The following is a 17,876-nucleotide window of genomic DNA, read 5'->3' on the forward strand; positions in this document are numbered from 1 at the left end:
ATCGATATTCGATTCGGATCTACCATGGGCTCAACCTCACCAGAGGACAGGAGTTCATGATGATTTGCCCCAACAGCGTCACCCCGGCTACAAACCTTTCAGCCAGCTTCAACATCCGCGTGAAGTGATCCGCCAATTCACCCCGAACTGGTTCGCCGCGACCATGGGTACCGGTGTGCTGGCGCTGGCCTTGGCGCAATTGCCACTGGCGATACCCGAATTGCGCGCCGTGGCCGAGGGGCTGTGGCTGTTCAACATTCTCTTGTTCAGCCTGTTTACCGCTGCCTACGCCGCGCGCTGGATTTTGTTCTTTGACGAGGCGCGGCGGATTTTCGGTCATTCCACCGTATCGATGTTCTTCGGCACCATCCCCATGGGCCTGGCGACGATCATTAACGGCTTTATACAGTTCGGCCTGCCGCGCTGGGGCGACGGTGTCATCCAGCTTGTTGAAGTGTTGTGGTGGATCGATGTAGCGATGTCGCTGGCCTGCGGTGTGCTGATTCCGTACATGATGTTTACCCGCCAGGAACACAGCATCGATCAGATGACGGCGGTCTGGTTGCTGCCGGTGGTGGCGGCGGAAGTGGCAGCAGCCAGTGGCGGTTTGCTCGCCCCGCATCTGACTGACGCCCATGCGCAACTCATCGTACTGACCACCAGCTATGTGCTTTGGGCCTTTTCCCTGCCGGTGGCGTTCAGCATTCTGACCATCCTGTTGTTGCGCATGGCCTTGCACAAACTGCCCCACGAAAACATGGCCGCGTCGAGCTGGCTGGCCCTCGGTCCGATCGGCACCGGTGCGCTGGGCATGCTGCTGTTGGGCGGTGAGGCGCCAGCGATTTTTGCCGTGAATGGCCTGCCCGGCGTCGGTGAAATCGCTTCGGGCTTGGGGCTGGTGGCAGGGATCACCCTGTGGGGCTTCGGTCTGTGGTGGATGTTGATGGCGCTGTTGATCACTGTGCGTTATCTGCGTGACGGCATCCCCTTCAACCTTGGCTGGTGGGGCTTCACTTTTCCATTGGGCGTTTATTCGCTGGCAACGCTGAAACTGGCGAGCATTCTCGGTCTGACGTTTTTCAGCGTGTTCGGAACCGCGCTGGTGATCCTGCTCGCAGCGATGTGGCTGATTGTCGGCAAGCGCACCGTGCAGGGCGCGTGGCGTGGCGAGCTGTTTGTCTCGCCGTGTATTGCAGGTTTGAAGAAATAATCTGCAAAGTTTAGGTAAGGTGTGGCCTGGATCGCGGTGCGGCATTCCAATAACAAGCACCCAGGCCTCTCTACCTAACATCAGGAAACACGGAAGATGAGTCACCCCTCACAGTTCAACCTGTTGCGCACCCGGCGCTTTTTGCCCTTCTTTATTACCCAGTCGCTCGGCGCGTTCAACGACAATGTGTTCAAGCAGTCGTTGATCCTTGCCATCCTCTATCGGCTCACCATCGAGGGCGACCGCTCGATCTGGGTCAACCTTTGCGCGCTGCTGTTTATCCTGCCGTTTTTCCTGTTCTCGGCGCTGGCGGGGCAGTTCGGGGAAAAATTCGCCAAGGACGCGCTGATCCGTCTGATCAAACTCGCGGAAATCGCGATCATGGCCGTAGGATCGATCGGCTTCCTCTTCGATCACCTGTCGCTGATGCTGGTGGCGCTGTTTGCCATGGGCACGCACTCGGCGCTGTTCGGCCCGGTGAAGTATTCGATCCTGCCGCAGGCCTTGCGCGACGATGAACTGGTCGGCGGCAACGGTCTGGTGGAAATGGGCACGTTTCTGGCAATTCTCGCCGGCACCATCGGTGCCGGGATCATGATGTCGACCGAGCACTACGCGCCGGTAGTCTCCGCAGCGATCGTCGGCATTGCCGTGCTGGGTTATCTGGCCAGCCGCAGCATTCCGCGCGCGGCGGCCTCGTCGCCGGAGATGCGTCTGAACTGGAACATTTTCAGTCAATCCTGGGCGACCCTGAAACTCGGTCTGGGCCAGACGCCAGCGGTGTCACGCTCGATTGTCGGCAACTCGTGGTTCTGGTTCGTCGGGGCGATTTACCTGACGCAGATCCCGGCCTACGCCAAGGAATGGATGCACGGTGACGAAACCGTGGTTACGTTGATTTTGACGGTGTTCTCGGTAGGGATCGCACTGGGTTCGATGCTCTGCGAGAAGCTCTCCGGGCGCAAAGTCGAGATCGGCCTGGTGCCGTTTGGCTCGTTTGGCCTGACCGTGTTCGGCCTGTTGCTGTGGTGGCATTCCGGGGAATCCCGGACAGCGTCACCGGCCATAGCTGGGTTGCCGTGTTGGGCTTCGTGCACACCTGGGCGGTGTTGATCGACATCCTTGGCCTCGGCATTTTCGGTGGCTTCTACATTGTGCCGCTGTACGCGCTGATTCAGTCGCGCACGGCTGAAAACGAACGGGCGCGGGTGATTGCCGCCAACAACATTCTCAACGCGCTGTTTATGGTGGTGTCGGCGATTGTTTCGATCGTCTTGTTGAGCGTCGCCAAACTGTCGATCCCGCAACTGTTCCTGGTGGTGTCGCTGCTGAACATCGGCGTCAACGCTTACATCTTCAAGATCGTTCCGGAATTCAGCATGCGCTTCATGATCTGGCTGCTCAGCCATTCCATGTACCGCGTCGAACACCGCAACCTTGAAGCGATCCCGGACGAAGGCGCGGCGCTGCTGGTGTGCAACCACGTGTCGTTTGTTGACGCCTTGCTCATCGGCGGTGCCGTGCGTAGGCCAATTCGCTTTGTCATGTACTACAAGATCTACAACCTGCCGGTGTTGAACTTTATCTTCCGCACGGCGGGCGCTATCCCGATTGCCGGGCGTCAGGAAGATATCCAGATCTACGAAAAAGCCTTCGCCCGCATCGCTCAGTATCTGAAGGACGGTGAGCTGGTGTGCATTTTCCCGGAGGGCAAATTGACCGCCGATGGCGAGATCAATGAGTTTCGCGGCGGCGTGACGCGGATTCTCGAAGAGACCCCGGTGCCGGTGATTCCGCTGGCGCTGCAAGGATTGTGGGGAGTTTCTTCAGTCGCGATCCGAACAAGGGCTTGTTCCATCGCTTGTGGTCGCGGGTGACGCTGGTGGCGGGGCCGGCGATTACCGAAGGGACCGAGCCGGCGAAGTTGCAGGTGTTGGTGGGGGAATTGCGCGGATCCGTTAGATAGTCGTTGACTGGACGGCCCTCATCGCTGGCAAGCCAGCTCCCACAGGTTCGATGGTGTACACCCATCTTGTGGGAGCTGGCTTGCCAGCGATGGGGCCGGTGGCCTAAGCGCTGACCTTGAGCCCGATCAACCCGGTAACGATCAACGCCACACTTACCAGCCGAATCAACGCCATCGATTCACCAAACAAAATGATCCCGGCGATCACCGTGCCCACGGCACCGACACCGGTCCAGATCGCATACGCCGTACCCAACGGCAATTCCTTCATCGCCAGACCGAGCAAACCAAGGCTGATGGCCATGGCGGCAACGGTGAGGGCGGTGGGGAGCGGGCGGGTGAAGCCGTCGGTGTATTTCAGGCCGACGGCCCAGCCGACTTCGAACAGGCCGGCGCAAAACAGAATGATCCAGGACATGCACAACCTCCATCGATTGACGGGGTCGTCCCCAGATTAATGACTCGATCGAGCCGCAGGGTCGTCCCCGCGTTGCGCAATATAGTGACGAGCATTAACCCGAGGATCAAGTTTTCAGCTCAGTCGGCAGCGCGTTGCGCGAGGTTGTCGCGGTCTTCCTTCTCGCTCATGCGCCGGAAGTACGTCGACAGCAGCGCCCCGGAAATGTTGTGCCAGACGCTGAACAGCGCACTCGGCACTGCCGCCAGCGGCGAGAAGTGCGCACTGGCCAATGCCGCGCCCAAGCCCGAATTCTGCATGCCGACTTCCAGTGCCAGCGACTTGCGCTGAGCCAGCGGCAGGCCGAACAGGCGCCCGGTAAAGTAGCCGAGCAGATAACCGAAGCTGTTGTGCAGCATGACCACGGCCATGATCAATAGGCCGGACTCGGCGATTTTCGCCTGACTCGCCGCGACCACGGCGGTGACGATAATCACGATGCTGACCACCGACACCAGCGGCAACACATCCACCGCATGCCGCACCTTGTCGCCGAGCAAACGCTGCGCGACCACGCCGAGAACGATCGGCAGCAGCACCACTTGCAGGATTGACCAGAACAGCTCCATGAACGACACCGGCAACCACGCCGAGGCCAGCAGCCAGATCAGTGCCGGGGTCAGCAGCGGAGCGAGGAGGGTGGTGACAGCGGCAATCGCCACGGAAAGCGCCAGATCACCGCGCGCCAGCCAAGTCATCACGTTTGACGAGGTGCCGCTCGGGCAGCAGCCGACCAGAATCACCCCGACGGCGATTTCCGGCGGCAGGTGGAACACCTGGCAGAGTAACCAGGCCACACCGGGCATGATCACGAAATGAGCAATCACGCCCAGCGCCACCCGCCACGGATGGCGGGCAACGGCGGCGAAATCGTCGAGTTTGAGGGTCAGGCCCATGCCGAACATCACCAGACCCAGCAGCGGTACGATCGCGCTTTTCAGGCCGATGAACCACGCCGGTTGCAGGAAGGCCACGACGGCGAATATCAGAACCCAGTAAGCGAAGGTATTGCCGACAAAGCGGCTGAGTGCAGCCAATGCGCGCATGGCTTGATCCTTATTTTTGGTTACACCACAAAACATTGTGGGAGCGAGCCTGCTCGCGAATGCGGTGAGCCAGACACATTAATGTTGACTGGCACACCGCATTCGCAAGCAGGCTCGCTCCCACAGGTTAAATACTCGTCAGAGTCAGATCCCCTGCGGCATCTCTTCCCCACCCAACGCTTCAACCAGCGCCGGCAGGAAATCGCCGAAGGTCAGCATCATCAGCGTGAAGCTGGCATCCAGTTGGCCCAGGGCTTCGTCGCCGCCGTCCTGTTCCGCCTGATCCTGCAACAGATCCTCGAACTTCAGGCGCTTGACGGTCATCTTGTCGTCGAGCATGAACGACAGTTTGTCCTGCCAGGCCAGCGACAGCTGAGTGACGACTTTGCCGGTGCTCAGGTGCAGCTGGATTTCCTCGCTGGTCAGGTCCTGGCGCTTGCAGCGGACGATGCCGCCGTCTTCGTGGGTGTCGCGCAGTTCACACTCATCCAGCACATAAAAATCGTCGGCGGCTTTCTGTGTGGTGACCCACTCGGTCATCACCGCAGTCGGTGCCATTTTCACGGTCAATGGGCGCACGGGCAGGGTGCCGATCACTTCGCGCAGGGTCGACAGCAGGTCTTCGGCGCGTTTCGGGCTGGCCGAGTTGACCAGGATCAGGCCCTGTTTCGGCGCGATGGCGGCGAAGGTCGACGAACGACGAATGAACGCGCGCGGCAGGAACGCCTGGATGATTTCATCCTTGATCTGATCGCGCTCCTTCTTATAGACCTTGCGCATCTGCTCGGCTTCGATCTCTTCGACCTTTTCCTTGACGGCGTCACGCACGACGCTGCCCGGCAGAATACGTTCTTCCTTGCGCGCAGAGATCAGCAGGAAATCGCCGCTGACGTGCACCAGCGGCGCATCTTCGCCCTTGCCGAAGGGTGCGACGAAACCGTAAGTGGTCAGCTCCTGGCTTGCACACGGCCGCGCCAGTTTGGTCGCCAGTGCAGTTTCCAGCGCCTCGGCATCGACAGGCAGGTCTTGGGTCAGGCGATAGATCAGCAGGTTCTTGAACCACATGGGGCGAGTCACTCCTTTATACAAAGGGGGCATTATTGTCTTCGCCGGGGCATAGGCCAACCCTTCTCTAAGCCTTTGGAAGGCCTCGGAAAATTATTTAAAAAAGTGCTTGCCAGAGGTTGGGGTGCTCCGTAGAATGCGCGCCACACCGAAGCGAAGGGTGATTAGCTCAGCTGGGAGAGCGTCTGCCTTACAAGCAGAATGTCGGCGGTTCGATCCCGTCATCACCCACCATTCGTTTCAAGTGTTTAGCGCAGCGGTAGTTCAGTCGGTTAGAATACCGGCCTGTCACGCCGGGGGTCGCGGGTTCGAGTCCCGTCCGCTGCGCCATATTCGGTAACCTGGACCACTGAACGCCAGGTCGCCACGGAAAAACCCGCTGAAGCGGGTTTTTTCTGTCTCAAGGTTGTACCCGCGGGATGTATCGTTTCACCGGTTTTCAGATTTTTTGAAAAATATTCAATTAAATCAACACTTTACGAAAACATGTGGCATAATGCGCCCCGTAACGAAGCAAAGGGTGATTAGCTCAGCTGGGAGAGCGTCTGCCTTACAAGCAGAATGTCGGCGGTTCGATCCCGTCATCACCCACCATTCGTTTCAAGCGTTTCGCGCAGCGGTAGTTCAGTCGGTTAGAATACCGGCCTGTCACGCCGGGGTCGCGGGTTCGAGTCCCGTCCGCTGCGCCATATTCGGTATCTGGAACTGAACGCCAGACACCAACGGAAAGCCCGCCTTGTGCGGGCTTTTTGCTGTCTGCGATTTATAAATCGTCGCGCTACTGCGCCGCATTGCGGGCATGCCGATAATCGCTCACCGCCTCATACACCGCCCTGCGCAAGCGATTGATCCCGCCAATCGGCCGATGCGCCTCGATGCCGAACCACGGATTGAACGACAGGTTGTCGCATTGCACATTTAGCGCCGGCGTGTCGAAGTCCTGCGCGGGCAGGGTGATCCGCGCCACGGTTTCAAACGGTGCATCCTGCTCACGCCACTCAATGCTGGTGTCCTCGATCGGCATGTAGTTGTTCGCGTCCTGGCGCTGGATCTGCAGGGCGAAGCACGCCGGCACCCGATCCGTCGACAACTGCTGATTCAGTGCGCTGCGCAGGAAATTCGGCAAGTCGTGATTCTGTTTGGGCAGCATATACGCCGGGCAACGCTCCGGATCCGGCACGACGCGGAACTTGGCATTGGCCTCACCGAATTTGTAAGGCGATACCGAGAAGTAGGTCGTCGCGGTCGGGCTGTCCGGCGGTGCTGACAGGGTTGCCAGCGCAATGAATAGATGACGGACCTGCCAAGTGCGCGGATCCCATGTCGGAAAAAACGCCATGACCTTCTTGCCATCAGCCTGCGCCGCCACATTCTGACGGTACTCGGCGACATCGCTGACAAAGAAATTCGGATGGCTGAACATCACGAAATCCTGTTCATGCTGGTCCTGGCGACTGCCGAGCAGTTGCGTGCCAGGAACCTCAAGCAACTTGATCGCCATCCCGCGCGCGTCGCGAATGCTGTCGAATTGCGGATAGGCATTGCCGTTGGACAACCGGATCAGCGCTTGCCAGGTCTTGCCCGGCTCGCTGAACACACCCTGTCGCAGCGATTGCGCCAGTTCCGGTAACACCTGCACTTGCGCCTTCACGCAGCCATGCGCCTTGGCGTGAGCATCGCGCAGATAACGCGTGGGTTCGCGGTGCTGGTCGACGATGCGCACTGCGGTTTGGATGACGTCCTGGGTCATCGCCGCTTCGCCTGCTGGAATCTGTTCCTGCGCCGACACCGGCCCGCGATGCTGCCAGGCAAACCACGCGGTGGCGATGGCCCAGCCGAGCAGGGTTATGATCAGCAGGATCAGCAGCGTCTTGCCAAGCAAGCGTCCCAGCCAAAGCCAGAAACGCGCGAGTGGCGGCAGTTCCTTTTGAATGTCGGCATGATCATGGCAACTGCGCCTCCAGTGGTCCGCCCAATACTTTCAGATATTCGAGCAACGCCCAGCGCTCCTGGGGTTGCAAGAGTCGGCCGATCACCCCGTTGCCGCGTGCGCCGGCGCGGAATTCGTGGCCGCTGTTGCGGTTGCCGCTGACGCGCGTGTCGAACAGAAAACCGTTGGTGAACGCCTCGGTGCGATAGCCGAGATGGCGCGGGTCGTATTCGACCGTGCCTTTATAGAAGGTCGTCGCACGCTCGTCCTGCGGTGACAGCAACTGATAGATGCTCGGCACTGAACCGTTGTGCAGAAACGGCGCAGTCGCCCACACGCCCGCCAGCGGCCGGGCTTTGTAAGCGACTTTTTCGCGCACCCCGATCGGCAGGCCGAAACCATCCATGCGCGATTTTTCTTCCGGCGTGATCTTCGCTTCTTGATAGGCACGGTTTTCCACGAACGCGGTGACGTAAGCCAGGCCCTTGGCCACCGACAATTGGCTCAGATCAAGCGGCGCTTTAGGTTCGGGGTGCAGTCTGACGTCCATCTTTTCCAGCTCTTTGACCTCCCATTGCAGGGCGGTGAGGTCGAAACGGTGGCTGGCGATGTTGTTGGCCGCGTTCGGATCTGTGCCGATCATCTCCAAGGGAATCATGTGCAAGTGCTGCACCCAGCGTTCGCCTTCCTGGGATTGACGCGGGACATGACAGCCGGCGCAGTTTTCCGCGAACAGCGCGCGGCCTTTGGCGGCCAGCGGCTTGTCGATCGCACCGAACAGATCTTCCGGCCAGGTTGGCGGCTTCAGCTGTTGCAAGGTTTCTTCGATGGCGTGCAGATCACGCACGCGCACGCTGGAGGGTAGCGCTCAGCGCCTTGCAGCGGTTGGCCGTTGCCATCGAAAAAGTTCAGCGTGGCACCGACGCCGAGCGCCTCGCCGATATTTCGTGCCATTGGCTGCTGGGCCGAGCCGTTCCACTGCACCCAGTCGAACGTCCACATGTCCCACAGTTGCGGATAATCCACCGGGGCATCGGCTACGCGGTAGTTGGCAGGGAAATCGCATCGCCGAAGGTGGCGTTGGCAATCCGGCCGAACGCATCGGTGCGCCCCGGGCCTTCCTCGGTCGGATAGAGGCCGCGATGCGTGTCGTTCCAGGCCACTTTGACGAAGGTGTTCAGTGAGGTCTTGAACTCGCTGCGCAATTGTTCGCGGCGCGCTTCGTAATCATCTCCGAGCACCTGACGGGCGAAGCGCTCGAATTTCCATGGGTTGTAGTAAGTCGAGGCGAGACTGGCGACCAGGGCCTGTCCGAAGCTGCCACCGCGCAACGTAGGAACGCTGGAAGGCAATACGTGTTGCGCGGCACCGCCATCGATGCGCACGACCTGACCTTTGAAGCGCAACTCGCCGGTGTGGCAAGCGGCGCACGTGATGTCCAGATAGTGCTCGGAAGCGTTGACGGGATTCTGGTGCCGGGCAAAACCGACGGGGAGGTTGCCGGGGTTGTTCGCGCTCGCTTTCTGCTGCGGGTCGACCAGAAAACCGAAGCGGGCGAGGTATTCGGAGGAGGCGAAGCGCTGTTCGGAGAAGGGCAATTCCAGTGCCTGAAACCACTCGTAGCGCAGGCCTTTGACTTGCGTGCCCTGCGGCGTGAAGTAGTAAGTCTGGCGTTGCGCTTCGCTCCACTGATCCAGGTAGCGCACCTGCTGGGGTGGGGTGTAGAAGGGCAGTTTCGGGTTGGCGACGTAATAGACGATCACTGCAAGAGCGATTACCGCCAGCACGATCACCACAGCGAGAACGCGGGATAAGAGGCGCAAGTTGAACATCCTTGTCGAATTGTTGCGCTGTTATGCCTGAGCCGTGCGGGCTGGGCAAGTGGCCATTACGCCAGATGTTGAGCCGTGAGCCGATAAGCCTTGTCGTCCACGGATGACAGAAGCTTCATCCAGCCGCTGCCCAAATGCGTTTTAATCCCTGAACTTATCGGAAGATTCCTGCTCTCATGCCGGTAGCCATTGGTCGTGGCGGCCTGATAAGCTCGCGGCTTTACTCGATTGCCCATTCGGCGCATGAACAAGGAAATAGCATGAAACAGCATCGGTTGGCGGCGGCGGTAGCCCTGGTTAGCCTGGTACTCGCGGGTTGTGACTCGCAGACCAGCGTAGAGCTGAAAACCCCGGCGCAAAAAGCTTCCTACGGCATCGGCCTGAACATGGGCAAAAGCCTTGCCCAGGAAGGCATGGATGATCTGGACTCCAAAGCGGTAGCCCAGGGCATCGAAGATGCCGTTGGCAAGAAAGAACAGAAGCTGAAAGATGAAGAGCTGGTCGAAGCCTTCGCCTCGCTGCAAAAGCGTGCTGAAGAGCGCATGGCCAAGATGAGCGAAGAGTCGGCAGCCGCCGGCAAGAAATTCCTCGAAGAGAATGGCAAGAAAGCCGGTGTAACCACCACCGCTTCGGGCCTGCAGTACGAAGTAGTGAAGAAAGCCGATGGCCCACAGCCTAAGCCGACCGACGTCGTCACTGTTCACTACACCGGCAAGCTGACCAACGGCACCGTATTCGACAGCTCCGTCGAGCGCGGCAGCCCGATCGATTTGCCAGTCAGTGGCGTGATCCCGGGTTGGGTTGAAGGTCTGCAACTGATGCACGTTGGCGAGAAGTACAAACTGTACATCCCTAGCGATCTGGCTTACGGCGCACAGTCGCCAAGCCCGGCAATCCCGGCCAACTCGGTTCTGGTTTTCGACCTGGAACTGCTGGCCATCAAGGATCCAGCCAAAGAAGACGCCGCTGCCAAGTAACACGCAACGGCTCGAAAACAACGCCTCGCTTATGCGGGGCGTTGTTGCATCTGCAGGTCAGGGAAGGTAAACAGAGCGAACTGACGCCGTTCAACACAGTCATAGCTTTGAGGCTGCCCGCACTAGACGCCCTGAGCCGCCAAGTCAATGAAATATTGGGCTTTTTATGTGAGTAAAAAACGCCCGATCTAAGCGCAGCCCTTATGAAACGGGGCTCTCAGCGTTGAAAAGCAGCTCTGTTCACAAGGTTATCCACAATTTGTGTGGATAACATTTCAACAGGAAGAATAGATGAAAGCTCCATGGAATTTCGCTCGATTCCTGCCGTTGGCCGGTCGCCTGCTGGCCCGTGGACGCCTGCCGACCCTATTGTTTGCCGTGGCCAGCAAAGGCGCCGCGCAAGGCAATCGTCTGGGCAAACTCAAGGATGACCTGCGCTTGCTGCAGTCGCTGTGCCTGGCCTACTGGCGTGGCGAGTACCGCGCGATCAGTGCCAAATCGCTGATTTCGGTGGTGGCGGGCCTGATGTATTTCCTCAGCCCGGTGGATGCCATTCCGGATTTCATTCCCATGTTCGGCATGCTCGATGACATCGCGGTCCTCGCCTGGCTGATGAAAACCCTCGATGACGAGCTCAACGCCTTCCGCCTGTGGCGCAAGCGTCAGCAACCCGAGAAGCTGGCGGTGGTTGAACGCCTCCCTGATACCCCTGAACAATTGCAGCTGCAAGGCCCGAAAAAGCCCTGACTGACCAAGACTGCCTACAGATAGATACCACTCGCGACCTTAGCCGCTGTTAGGATTACACTTCTAGGGAAAAGTGCCGACTCGCTAAGTGGTGTTGTCCTACGGGGTAGTCATGGATATTCAGATAATTGCACGCGATGGCGAACCCGAATACGCGGTTCTGCCGTGGGCTCAATATCAGGCTCTACTGAAAGCAGCAGGGATCAACGCAACACCGGCGCCGCAGCCAGCAGCGCCGCTCGCCGCCTCGCCGGAGCCGATTCTTCCGGCTCTGGATCAATTACGCAGTTTGCGCGAAGGGAAGGGCATCGCCATCGAGGCGCTGGCCCGCACGGTAGGCATCAGCCCGTCTTATCTGGCCATGATCGAAAGTGGTGAGCGTCAGCCCGACGCCGCGATTCGCCGCAGCCTGGCCTGGGAACTGACGGTGCCAGGTTGGAGGGATGAATCGTGAGCGTACGCATCAGCCGTCAACATTGGGACGGATTGCTGGGGGAACTGGATCAGGCGCGCCGTCAGCGCCATCTTCTGACTTATCGAGCTCTGCTCGAGCGTTTGCAACTGCCGACTCCGGCGATGCAGACGCTTACGGCTGCGCTTGAGCATCTGGCCGCACTGGATGCCAAAGCCGAACAGCCGTTGCGCAGTTCGCTGGTCATCAGTCAGGGCGCGAGTCGTTTGCCGCGTACCGGGTTCTTTGAATGTGTCGAGCGTCTGGGGCGCTTTTCCGGGCCGTCGGACGGCGTTGCAGCGGCGTCCTGGCATGCGTCCGAAGTGGTCCGCGTCTTCGAATACGAATACCCTGAATCGGCGGAGGCCTGAGTGTTTCTGCGCCTCAAGGCGCGAGCCGGTTACTGGCTGGCGCGCAGACTGTTTCATTGGTCGTGGTTCGTCCGCCAGCCGCGTGGCTGGCGCTGGCTCGAAGGCCGGTTTGCGCGCATGGCCAACCTCGGCGATGTCGGTGCGCAAAGCTTTTATGGGCACATTCTGACTTTTCGCGGCGTCGGGCTAGGCGCGCATGAAGAAGGCGTGCGTTTACTACGCCTGGCGGCGCTGGCTGGCGACGGCAAAGCGGCGTATCAAGTCGGCGTCATTTGCCTTGCAGGTACCCCGAGCAAGGCGTCGGATCCCGCTGAAGCCGCTCGTTGGTGGAGCATGGCCGCCAGGGCCGGGCATCCGTTGGCCGAGCTGAAGCTGCAACAGCTGAAGGCTGGTGATTCAACGTAGTAATTCCATATATGTCTTCTAAGTAAACGCGGCGTGAGGTTTTCCTCGCGCCGCGTTTACGTTTCTGCCTGCACGTTTTTCGCTTGAAGCTCGATTGCAGATTAGTCCTACATCCTTTGCCTACTCGCCTGACTTCTTTCCTTTCTGATCCCCCGCACAGTTCCCGCGACTAATTTCTTGCGCGAGGGACCGCTCATGCTTCAGCCCGTTTTTCAGCCCACCATGTTTGCTCGCGTGTGTTGATGGAAGCCATCGCGCGCATCGAGCAGGAACTCGACAGCTTTCCGCAAACCCTCAGCCTCTACCGCAAACAGCTTGATCACTGGCTGAGTCGCAGGGCCGATCAAGTCAGCGAGGCAGCAGACCTGCCGTCGCTGGTGGGCATGGAGCGGATCATTCGCTTTGGTGATCGCAGCTCGGCGGTCAGCAGCAGCGACGACGAATTTTCCTCCAGTGTCGTTCAATGCCCGCAGGGCGGGCTGATGCAGATCGAGAGCAAGTTCGAATCGGTCTATGACATCCCGCTGGGCAACATCAAAGTCGATGTGGTCGACGTGGCGGGCGGCAAGACCACTCCGGTCACCCTTGATCAGCAGGGCAGGGGTGAATTCAGAGGCGAACCGGGCAAGTTCTACCGCGTGCATGTTCATGGCGCAGTCACCTCCGATCAAATCGCCGAGCTGTTCGAATCCTATGACGGTTTGATCGGCGAACTTGAACGCTGGCTGCGTAGCGAGTGGCAAGGTTTCAAGCCGCAGTGGTCACAGTCGGTGGCAACCGCAGCCAGCAACGGCATGCTCGCCGGTAGTTGGGCGGCCATCGAGGGGTATGGGACAGCCTCGGTCTGCTCTCGGAAATTCTTCAGGATCCCGGCAAGTTTGCCGAGCGTCTGGGCAGTGGCGCGGCTGACCTGATCAAGCTGGCGCAGACCGCGCCGGATCTCATGGAAAAGCTGCAGTTGCTGGCCAGTGACGAAGCGGCGATGTGCTTGCTGCTGAGGTCGGCAAGCCTGTGGCTGGACATGCTGCCGCCCAGCGAGATTGCCGGCAAGTCTGCTGAAGTGGCGTCGATGATGATCGTGCAACTGATCATCGATGTACTGATCAGCGTGGTGCTGACGTTTATCGGAGCGGGGCGGGAATCGTTTATCTGACGCTGCGTCTGGCTGACCGCGCAACGCAGCTGTTCAACGTCGCCAAGCGTCTGGTCAAGGCGCTGTTCAGCATCGTCAACGCCTTTATTGAATACGTCGACCGCTACAAAGCCGTTGCCGCGCGGGGTATCGCCGCCGGAGTGAAAAAGGGCCGGATGCAATTGCGCTGGGATGCCAAGCGCAACGCCATGTTGAAGAAAGACGAGCCCCACGACGACGCCCCCGACCAGGCGAAAAACCCCAACGGCGACGCCGCCGACTGCGTGCCCAACACCTGTACCAACGGCTGCCCGGTGTCGATGGTCACCGGCGAAGAACTGCTGACCCTGACCGACGCCGTGCTCGACGGCGTGCTTCCGTTCGAGTTCACCCGTTTGTACCGCAGCAGCGCGGTCGAGATCGACATCGGCCTGGGTTTTGGCTGGAGCCATACGCTCGCGCATCGGCTGGCCTTCGATGGCGATGGCGTGACCTGGATCGACCACGAGAACCGCCGCACCCGCTTTCCCTGCCCAATGTCGTGCGCCCGGCGATCCACAACAGTCTGTCGCGGGCGGCGATCTTTCTCGGTGATGAACCGGAAGAACTGATCCTTGCTCTGGCCGGCGACAGCGCGCGGTTTTATCACTTTCGCGCCGGCCGGCTCACGGCAATCAGCGATGTCTACGGCAATCGTCTGACCCTGCAACGCGATCGCTCCGACCGCATCCAGCGTCTGGACAACGGCGCCGGCCGCGCCCTGCTGTTGCGTTATGACCGCACGCAACTGGTGGCAGTCGACTATCAGGTGTTCGCTCAGGGCGAGTGGATCACCGAACAAAACCTCGCCACCTACAGCTTCGATGCCCGCCAACGCCTGCTGGTCGCGACCAACGCGGTCGGCGACAGCGAGCGCTACGACTATGACGACCACCACGTCATCCTCCAGCGCCAGCTGACCGGCGGCGCGAGCTTCTTCTGGGAATGGCAGCGCGAGGGCAAAGCCGCCCGCTGCGTGCGGCACTGGGCGTCGTTCTCGCAGATGAACACCCGTTACGTCTGGAACGATGACGACGCCAGCGTGACCGTGCATTACGTCGACGGCACCGAAGAGGTCTACGTCCACGACGAACGTGCGCGTCTGGTGCGCCAGGTCGCGGCCGATGGCGGCGAGCAGCTCAAGGCATATGACGGGCAAGGCCGGTTGATCGCCGAGCAGGATGCTCTGGGCGCGGTCACCGAATACCGCTACGACGAAGTCGGACGGCTGATCGCGCTGATTCCGCCGGACGATGCGCCAACGTCCTACGAGTACCGCAACGGTTTTCTCTACAAACGTTGCCGTGGTGATGCGGTGTGGATCTATCGGCGCAACGCTGAAGGCGCCGTCACCGAAGCGGTCGATCCCGACGGCCAGGTAACGCATTACTACTACAACCTGCGCGGCCAGTTGCTGTCGCTGCGTTATCCGGACAGCAGCCGCCATCGCTGGGTGTGGAACGAGCTCGGCCAGCTCATCGAAGAAACCCTGCCTGATGGTGGCGTGCGGCGTTTTTCCTACGACGCGCTGGGTCGGCGGATTACCACCCAGGACGAATTTGGTGTTGTCAGCCGGCAGCAGTGGGACGCGGCCGGCCGACTGATCCTGACGACTTCTCCTACGGGCAGCACCCGTGCCTACAGCTACGGCGCCTACGGGCAAGTCACTGCTGAGCGCGACGAGCTCGGTCGTATCACCCGTTACGAATATGACGACGACCTGCACCTGGTCTCGCGACGGATCAACCCCGACGGCACCCGCGTGCAGTATCGCTATGACCATGCGCGGCTGTTGCTGACCGAGATTGAAAACGAATCGGGCGAAAAATACCGACTGGATTACACGCCGACCGGATTGATCCGACAGGAAACCGGGTTTGATGGGCGGCGCACGGCCTACGCCTACGATCTCAACGGGCACCTGCTGGAAAAGACCGAGTTTGGTGATTTCGGTCCCAGTCTGGTCACCCGCTACGAGCGAGACAGGGCCGGCCGTTTACTCGTCAAAACCCTGCCCGATGGGAGCAAAGTTCGCTACGACTATGATCGCCTCGGTCGGTTGATCGCTGTCGATGACGGCCAGAACCATCCGCTGGCCTTCGAGTACGACCGTCAGGACCGCTTGATCACCGAGCACCAGGGCTGGGGCACTCTGCGCTACGCCTATGACGCCTGCGGTCAGCTCAAACGCCTGCGCCTGCCGGACAACAGCAAGCTCGATTATCACTACGCCAAGGGCGGTGCGCTGAGCGCCATCGACCTCAACGGCACGCCGCTGACCCGCCACGTCTATCAATCCGGTCGCGAGCAGCAGCGTCAGCAAGGTCTGCTGCTCAGCGAATATGCCTACGACGACCAGGGCCGCTTGCTCGCCCACGCCGTAGGCCATCGCCATTCCTCGCTGTACCGCCGCGATTATGCCTACAGCGCCAACGGCAATCTCGAGCACATCGCCGACAGCCGACACGGCCAGCGCACCTACGGCTACGACGCCCTTGATCGGTTGATTCGGGTACGCCACTCGCGCGACGAACTGCCCGAATCCTTCGCCCACGACCCGGCCGGCAACCTGCTGATGCAGGACCGCCCCGGCGCTGCGCAGATCAAGGGCAATCGCCTGCTGATGCAGGGTGACCGTCATTACGACTACGACGCCTTTGGCAACCTGATCCGCGAACGCCGCGGCCATGGCCAGACCCTCATCACCGAATACCGCTACGACTGCCAGCACCGCCTGATCGGCCTGACCCGCCCGGACGGCCAGACCGCCACGTATCAATACGACGCCTTCGGCCGGCGCATCCGCAAAACCGTCGACGACGCCGTCACCGAATTCTTCTGGCAAGGCGACCAGCTCGTCGCCGAAAGCAGCGCCAGCCAATACCGCAGCTTTCTCTACGAACCCGGCACCTTCCGCCCACTCGCGATGCTGGATGGCAAAGGCCCGAAAAAGGCCTGCCCGTTCTACTACCAACTCGACCACCTCGGCACCCCGCAGGAACTCACCGACTACAGCGGCGAAATCGTCTGGTCCGCGCAATACGACGCCTACGGCAAAGTCGCCGCCGTCACCCTCGCTGGCGAGGATTACCTCGATCAACCACTGCGCTTTCAGGGGCAGTACTTCGATGTTGAAAGTGGGCTGCATTACAACCGCCATCGGTATTACGACCCGAGATTGGGACGGTACCTGACGCCGGATCCGGTGAAGCTCGCGGGTGGGTTGAACCAGTACCAGTACGTGCCGAATCCGACGGGGTGGGTGGATCCGTTGGGGTTGACGTCCAATTGCCCGCCGCCGAATAAGCCTGGGTGTGAGGTGCCGGGTGGGATTGGCGGGGCTAACGTGGATGATGGTGAACCTGCGCTGCCGAAGATGACGGCTCAGGAGCGTCGGGCGAGGATTGATGAATTAGCTGAAGAAAACGCATACCGACGACTGCATGAAATGGAGAATCCACAAAATGGAGAGCATTTTCTGGAAAAGCACGGCGCCCAAACAACACTACGGTCGCAATTTGAAAGGATTATGACAGGAAAAAATCCAACGACTGGCGTTATAGAGACCTACACCGGTGGATCACTCCATGGACAACCAAAGATTCCAAGCGCGGCTACTCATTTTTTCAGCCATAGAGATCAGCTGAACGCTATCTATAGAGCAAAACTTATATTTCGTCAGACTAATCTTCAAACATCTAGAAGGCCTATGGACATGGGAAAGATAATTGGGGAAGGTTATACCAGAGACGGCATTTATGGGCAGCAGAGGAAAGCTGTGGTTATTCTGAGAGCTAATGGCGATACCGTGACTTCATATGCGGATTTTGAATGATGAAAAAAACGTATGAAATTGTAGATATAAAAAACTTATTGTTTGTTTTTGATATAGAAAATACTACTGATGTCGAAAGGGAGCGATTAATAGTTGAAAAAAATGTAAACGATTCGCGTCAGTTAAAAGAACTTTTCGATACTGTGTTAAGGCCTGAATTTTATGAATACACAGATGCAGAACAAGAATCGCTCATAAATACTGTCGAACATTTTTTGGACAGAAACGACAATTTCGACCTTGTATTTGACCGAATGACAACTTATTTTGACGAAGAAATTACCGATAGGTCCAGTTTTATGAGACTTCTATTGGAGTGCTTAACAAAGTATCGGGATGAAACGGGCTGTGGCTAAAAATCTGCATTCTGGAGTGGCGCCTGGCAAGTAAGCACGCACTCAACTACGTCGAGT

Annotated in this window: 11 protein-coding genes, 4 tRNA genes and 3 pseudogenes; 13 read left to right on the top strand and 5 right to left on the bottom strand. The window is 59.2% G+C overall.

Annotated elements, in window-relative coordinates:
* Positions 1-64 precede the first annotated feature (64 nt).
* Both LJU32_12845 and LJU32_12850 read left to right on the top strand, forming a co-directional pair.
* A complete protein-coding gene (locus LJU32_12845; GenBank protein ID WKV90900.1) occupies positions 65-1,210 on the top strand; it encodes a TDT family transporter in 1,146 nt (381 codons plus the stop codon).
* Positions 1,211-1,306: 96 nt separating this feature from the next.
* Positions 1,307-3,176, top strand: a pseudogene (locus tag LJU32_12850) (MFS transporter).
* Positions 3,177-3,279: 103 nt separating this feature from the next.
* Here LJU32_12850 and sugE read toward each other — a convergent pair.
* The 3 genes from sugE to rdgC all read right to left on the bottom strand — a co-directional run bounded on the left by sugE (position 3,280) and on the right by rdgC (position 5,744).
* On the bottom strand, positions 3,280-3,594 hold the full coding sequence (gene sugE / locus LJU32_12855; GenBank protein WKV90901.1) for a quaternary ammonium compound efflux SMR transporter SugE: 315 nt from the start codon (positions 3,592-3,594) through the stop codon (positions 3,280-3,282).
* A 119-nt stretch (positions 3,595-3,713) separates the two neighbouring features.
* Positions 3,714-4,679, bottom strand: coding sequence for a bile acid:sodium symporter family protein (locus LJU32_12860; GenBank protein ID WKV90902.1), 966 nt, complete (start codon positions 4,677-4,679; stop codon positions 3,714-3,716).
* Between the two features lie 144 nt (positions 4,680-4,823).
* Positions 4,824-5,744, bottom strand: a complete 921-nt coding sequence (gene rdgC / locus LJU32_12865) for a recombination-associated protein RdgC (GenBank protein WKV90903.1) — start codon at positions 5,742-5,744, stop codon at positions 4,824-4,826.
* A 158-nt stretch (positions 5,745-5,902) separates the two neighbouring features.
* Here rdgC and LJU32_12870 point away from each other — a divergent pair.
* The 4 genes from LJU32_12870 (at position 5,903) to LJU32_12885 (ending at position 6,433) form a co-directional block, all read left to right on the top strand.
* Positions 5,903-5,978 (top strand) — tRNA-Val (locus LJU32_12870).
* Between the two features lie 19 nt (positions 5,979-5,997).
* Positions 5,998-6,074: transfer RNA gene (locus LJU32_12875), tRNA-Asp, on the top strand.
* Positions 6,075-6,262: 188 nt separating this feature from the next.
* Positions 6,263-6,338 (top strand) — tRNA-Val (locus LJU32_12880).
* 19 nt (positions 6,339-6,357) lie between these two features.
* Positions 6,358-6,433: transfer RNA gene (locus tag LJU32_12885), tRNA-Asp, on the top strand.
* A gap of 89 nt (positions 6,434-6,522) precedes the next feature.
* On the opposite strand, the gene LJU32_12890 is transcribed toward LJU32_12885, so the two are convergent.
* Together LJU32_12890 and LJU32_12895 are read right to left on the bottom strand one after the other, a co-directional pair.
* Complete coding sequence (locus LJU32_12890; protein WKV91090.1) at positions 6,523-7,665, bottom strand: catalase family protein; 1,143 nt, start codon at positions 7,663-7,665, stop codon at positions 6,523-6,525.
* Between the two features lie 22 nt (positions 7,666-7,687).
* Positions 7,688-9,497, bottom strand: a pseudogene (locus LJU32_12895) (cytochrome c).
* A gap of 269 nt (positions 9,498-9,766) precedes the next feature.
* On the opposite strand from LJU32_12895, the gene LJU32_12900 reads away from it, so the two are divergent.
* The 7 genes and pseudogenes from LJU32_12900 to LJU32_12930 all read left to right on the top strand — a co-directional run bounded on the left by LJU32_12900 (position 9,767) and on the right by LJU32_12930 (position 17,819).
* A complete protein-coding gene (locus LJU32_12900; GenBank protein WKV90904.1) occupies positions 9,767-10,483 on the top strand; it encodes an FKBP-type peptidyl-prolyl cis-trans isomerase in 717 nt (238 codons plus the stop codon).
* Between the two features lie 291 nt (positions 10,484-10,774).
* Positions 10,775-11,230, top strand: a complete 456-nt coding sequence (locus LJU32_12905) for a DUF1232 domain-containing protein (protein ID WKV90905.1) — start codon at positions 10,775-10,777, stop codon at positions 11,228-11,230.
* 112 nt (positions 11,231-11,342) lie between these two features.
* Positions 11,343-11,684, top strand: coding sequence for a helix-turn-helix domain-containing protein (locus LJU32_12910; GenBank protein WKV90906.1), 342 nt, complete (start codon positions 11,343-11,345; stop codon positions 11,682-11,684).
* Positions 11,681-12,052, top strand: a complete 372-nt coding sequence (locus LJU32_12915; GenBank protein WKV90907.1) for a hypothetical protein — start codon at positions 11,681-11,683, stop codon at positions 12,050-12,052. The genes LJU32_12910 and LJU32_12915 overlap by 4 nt, the downstream gene beginning before the upstream one ends.
* The gene (locus LJU32_12920) at positions 12,053-12,457 is read left to right on the top strand and encodes a sel1 repeat family protein (GenBank protein ID WKV90908.1); all 405 of its coding nucleotides are present in this window, start codon (positions 12,053-12,055) and stop codon (positions 12,455-12,457) included.
* A gap of 242 nt (positions 12,458-12,699) precedes the next feature.
* Positions 12,700-17,463: pseudogene (locus LJU32_12925) on the top strand (RHS repeat protein).
* Entirely contained in the window at positions 17,463-17,819 is a 357-nt protein-coding gene (locus tag LJU32_12930) for a hypothetical protein (GenBank protein WKV90909.1), read from the top strand. The pseudogene LJU32_12925 and the gene LJU32_12930 overlap by 1 nt, the downstream one beginning before the upstream one ends.
* Positions 17,820-17,876: the final 57 nt, after the last annotated feature.

The sequence above is a fragment of the Pseudomonas sp. B21_DOA genome (assembly GCA_030544685.1).
Taxonomy (GTDB): Bacteria; Pseudomonadota; Gammaproteobacteria; order Pseudomonadales; family Pseudomonadaceae; genus Aquipseudomonas; species Aquipseudomonas fluorescens_AO.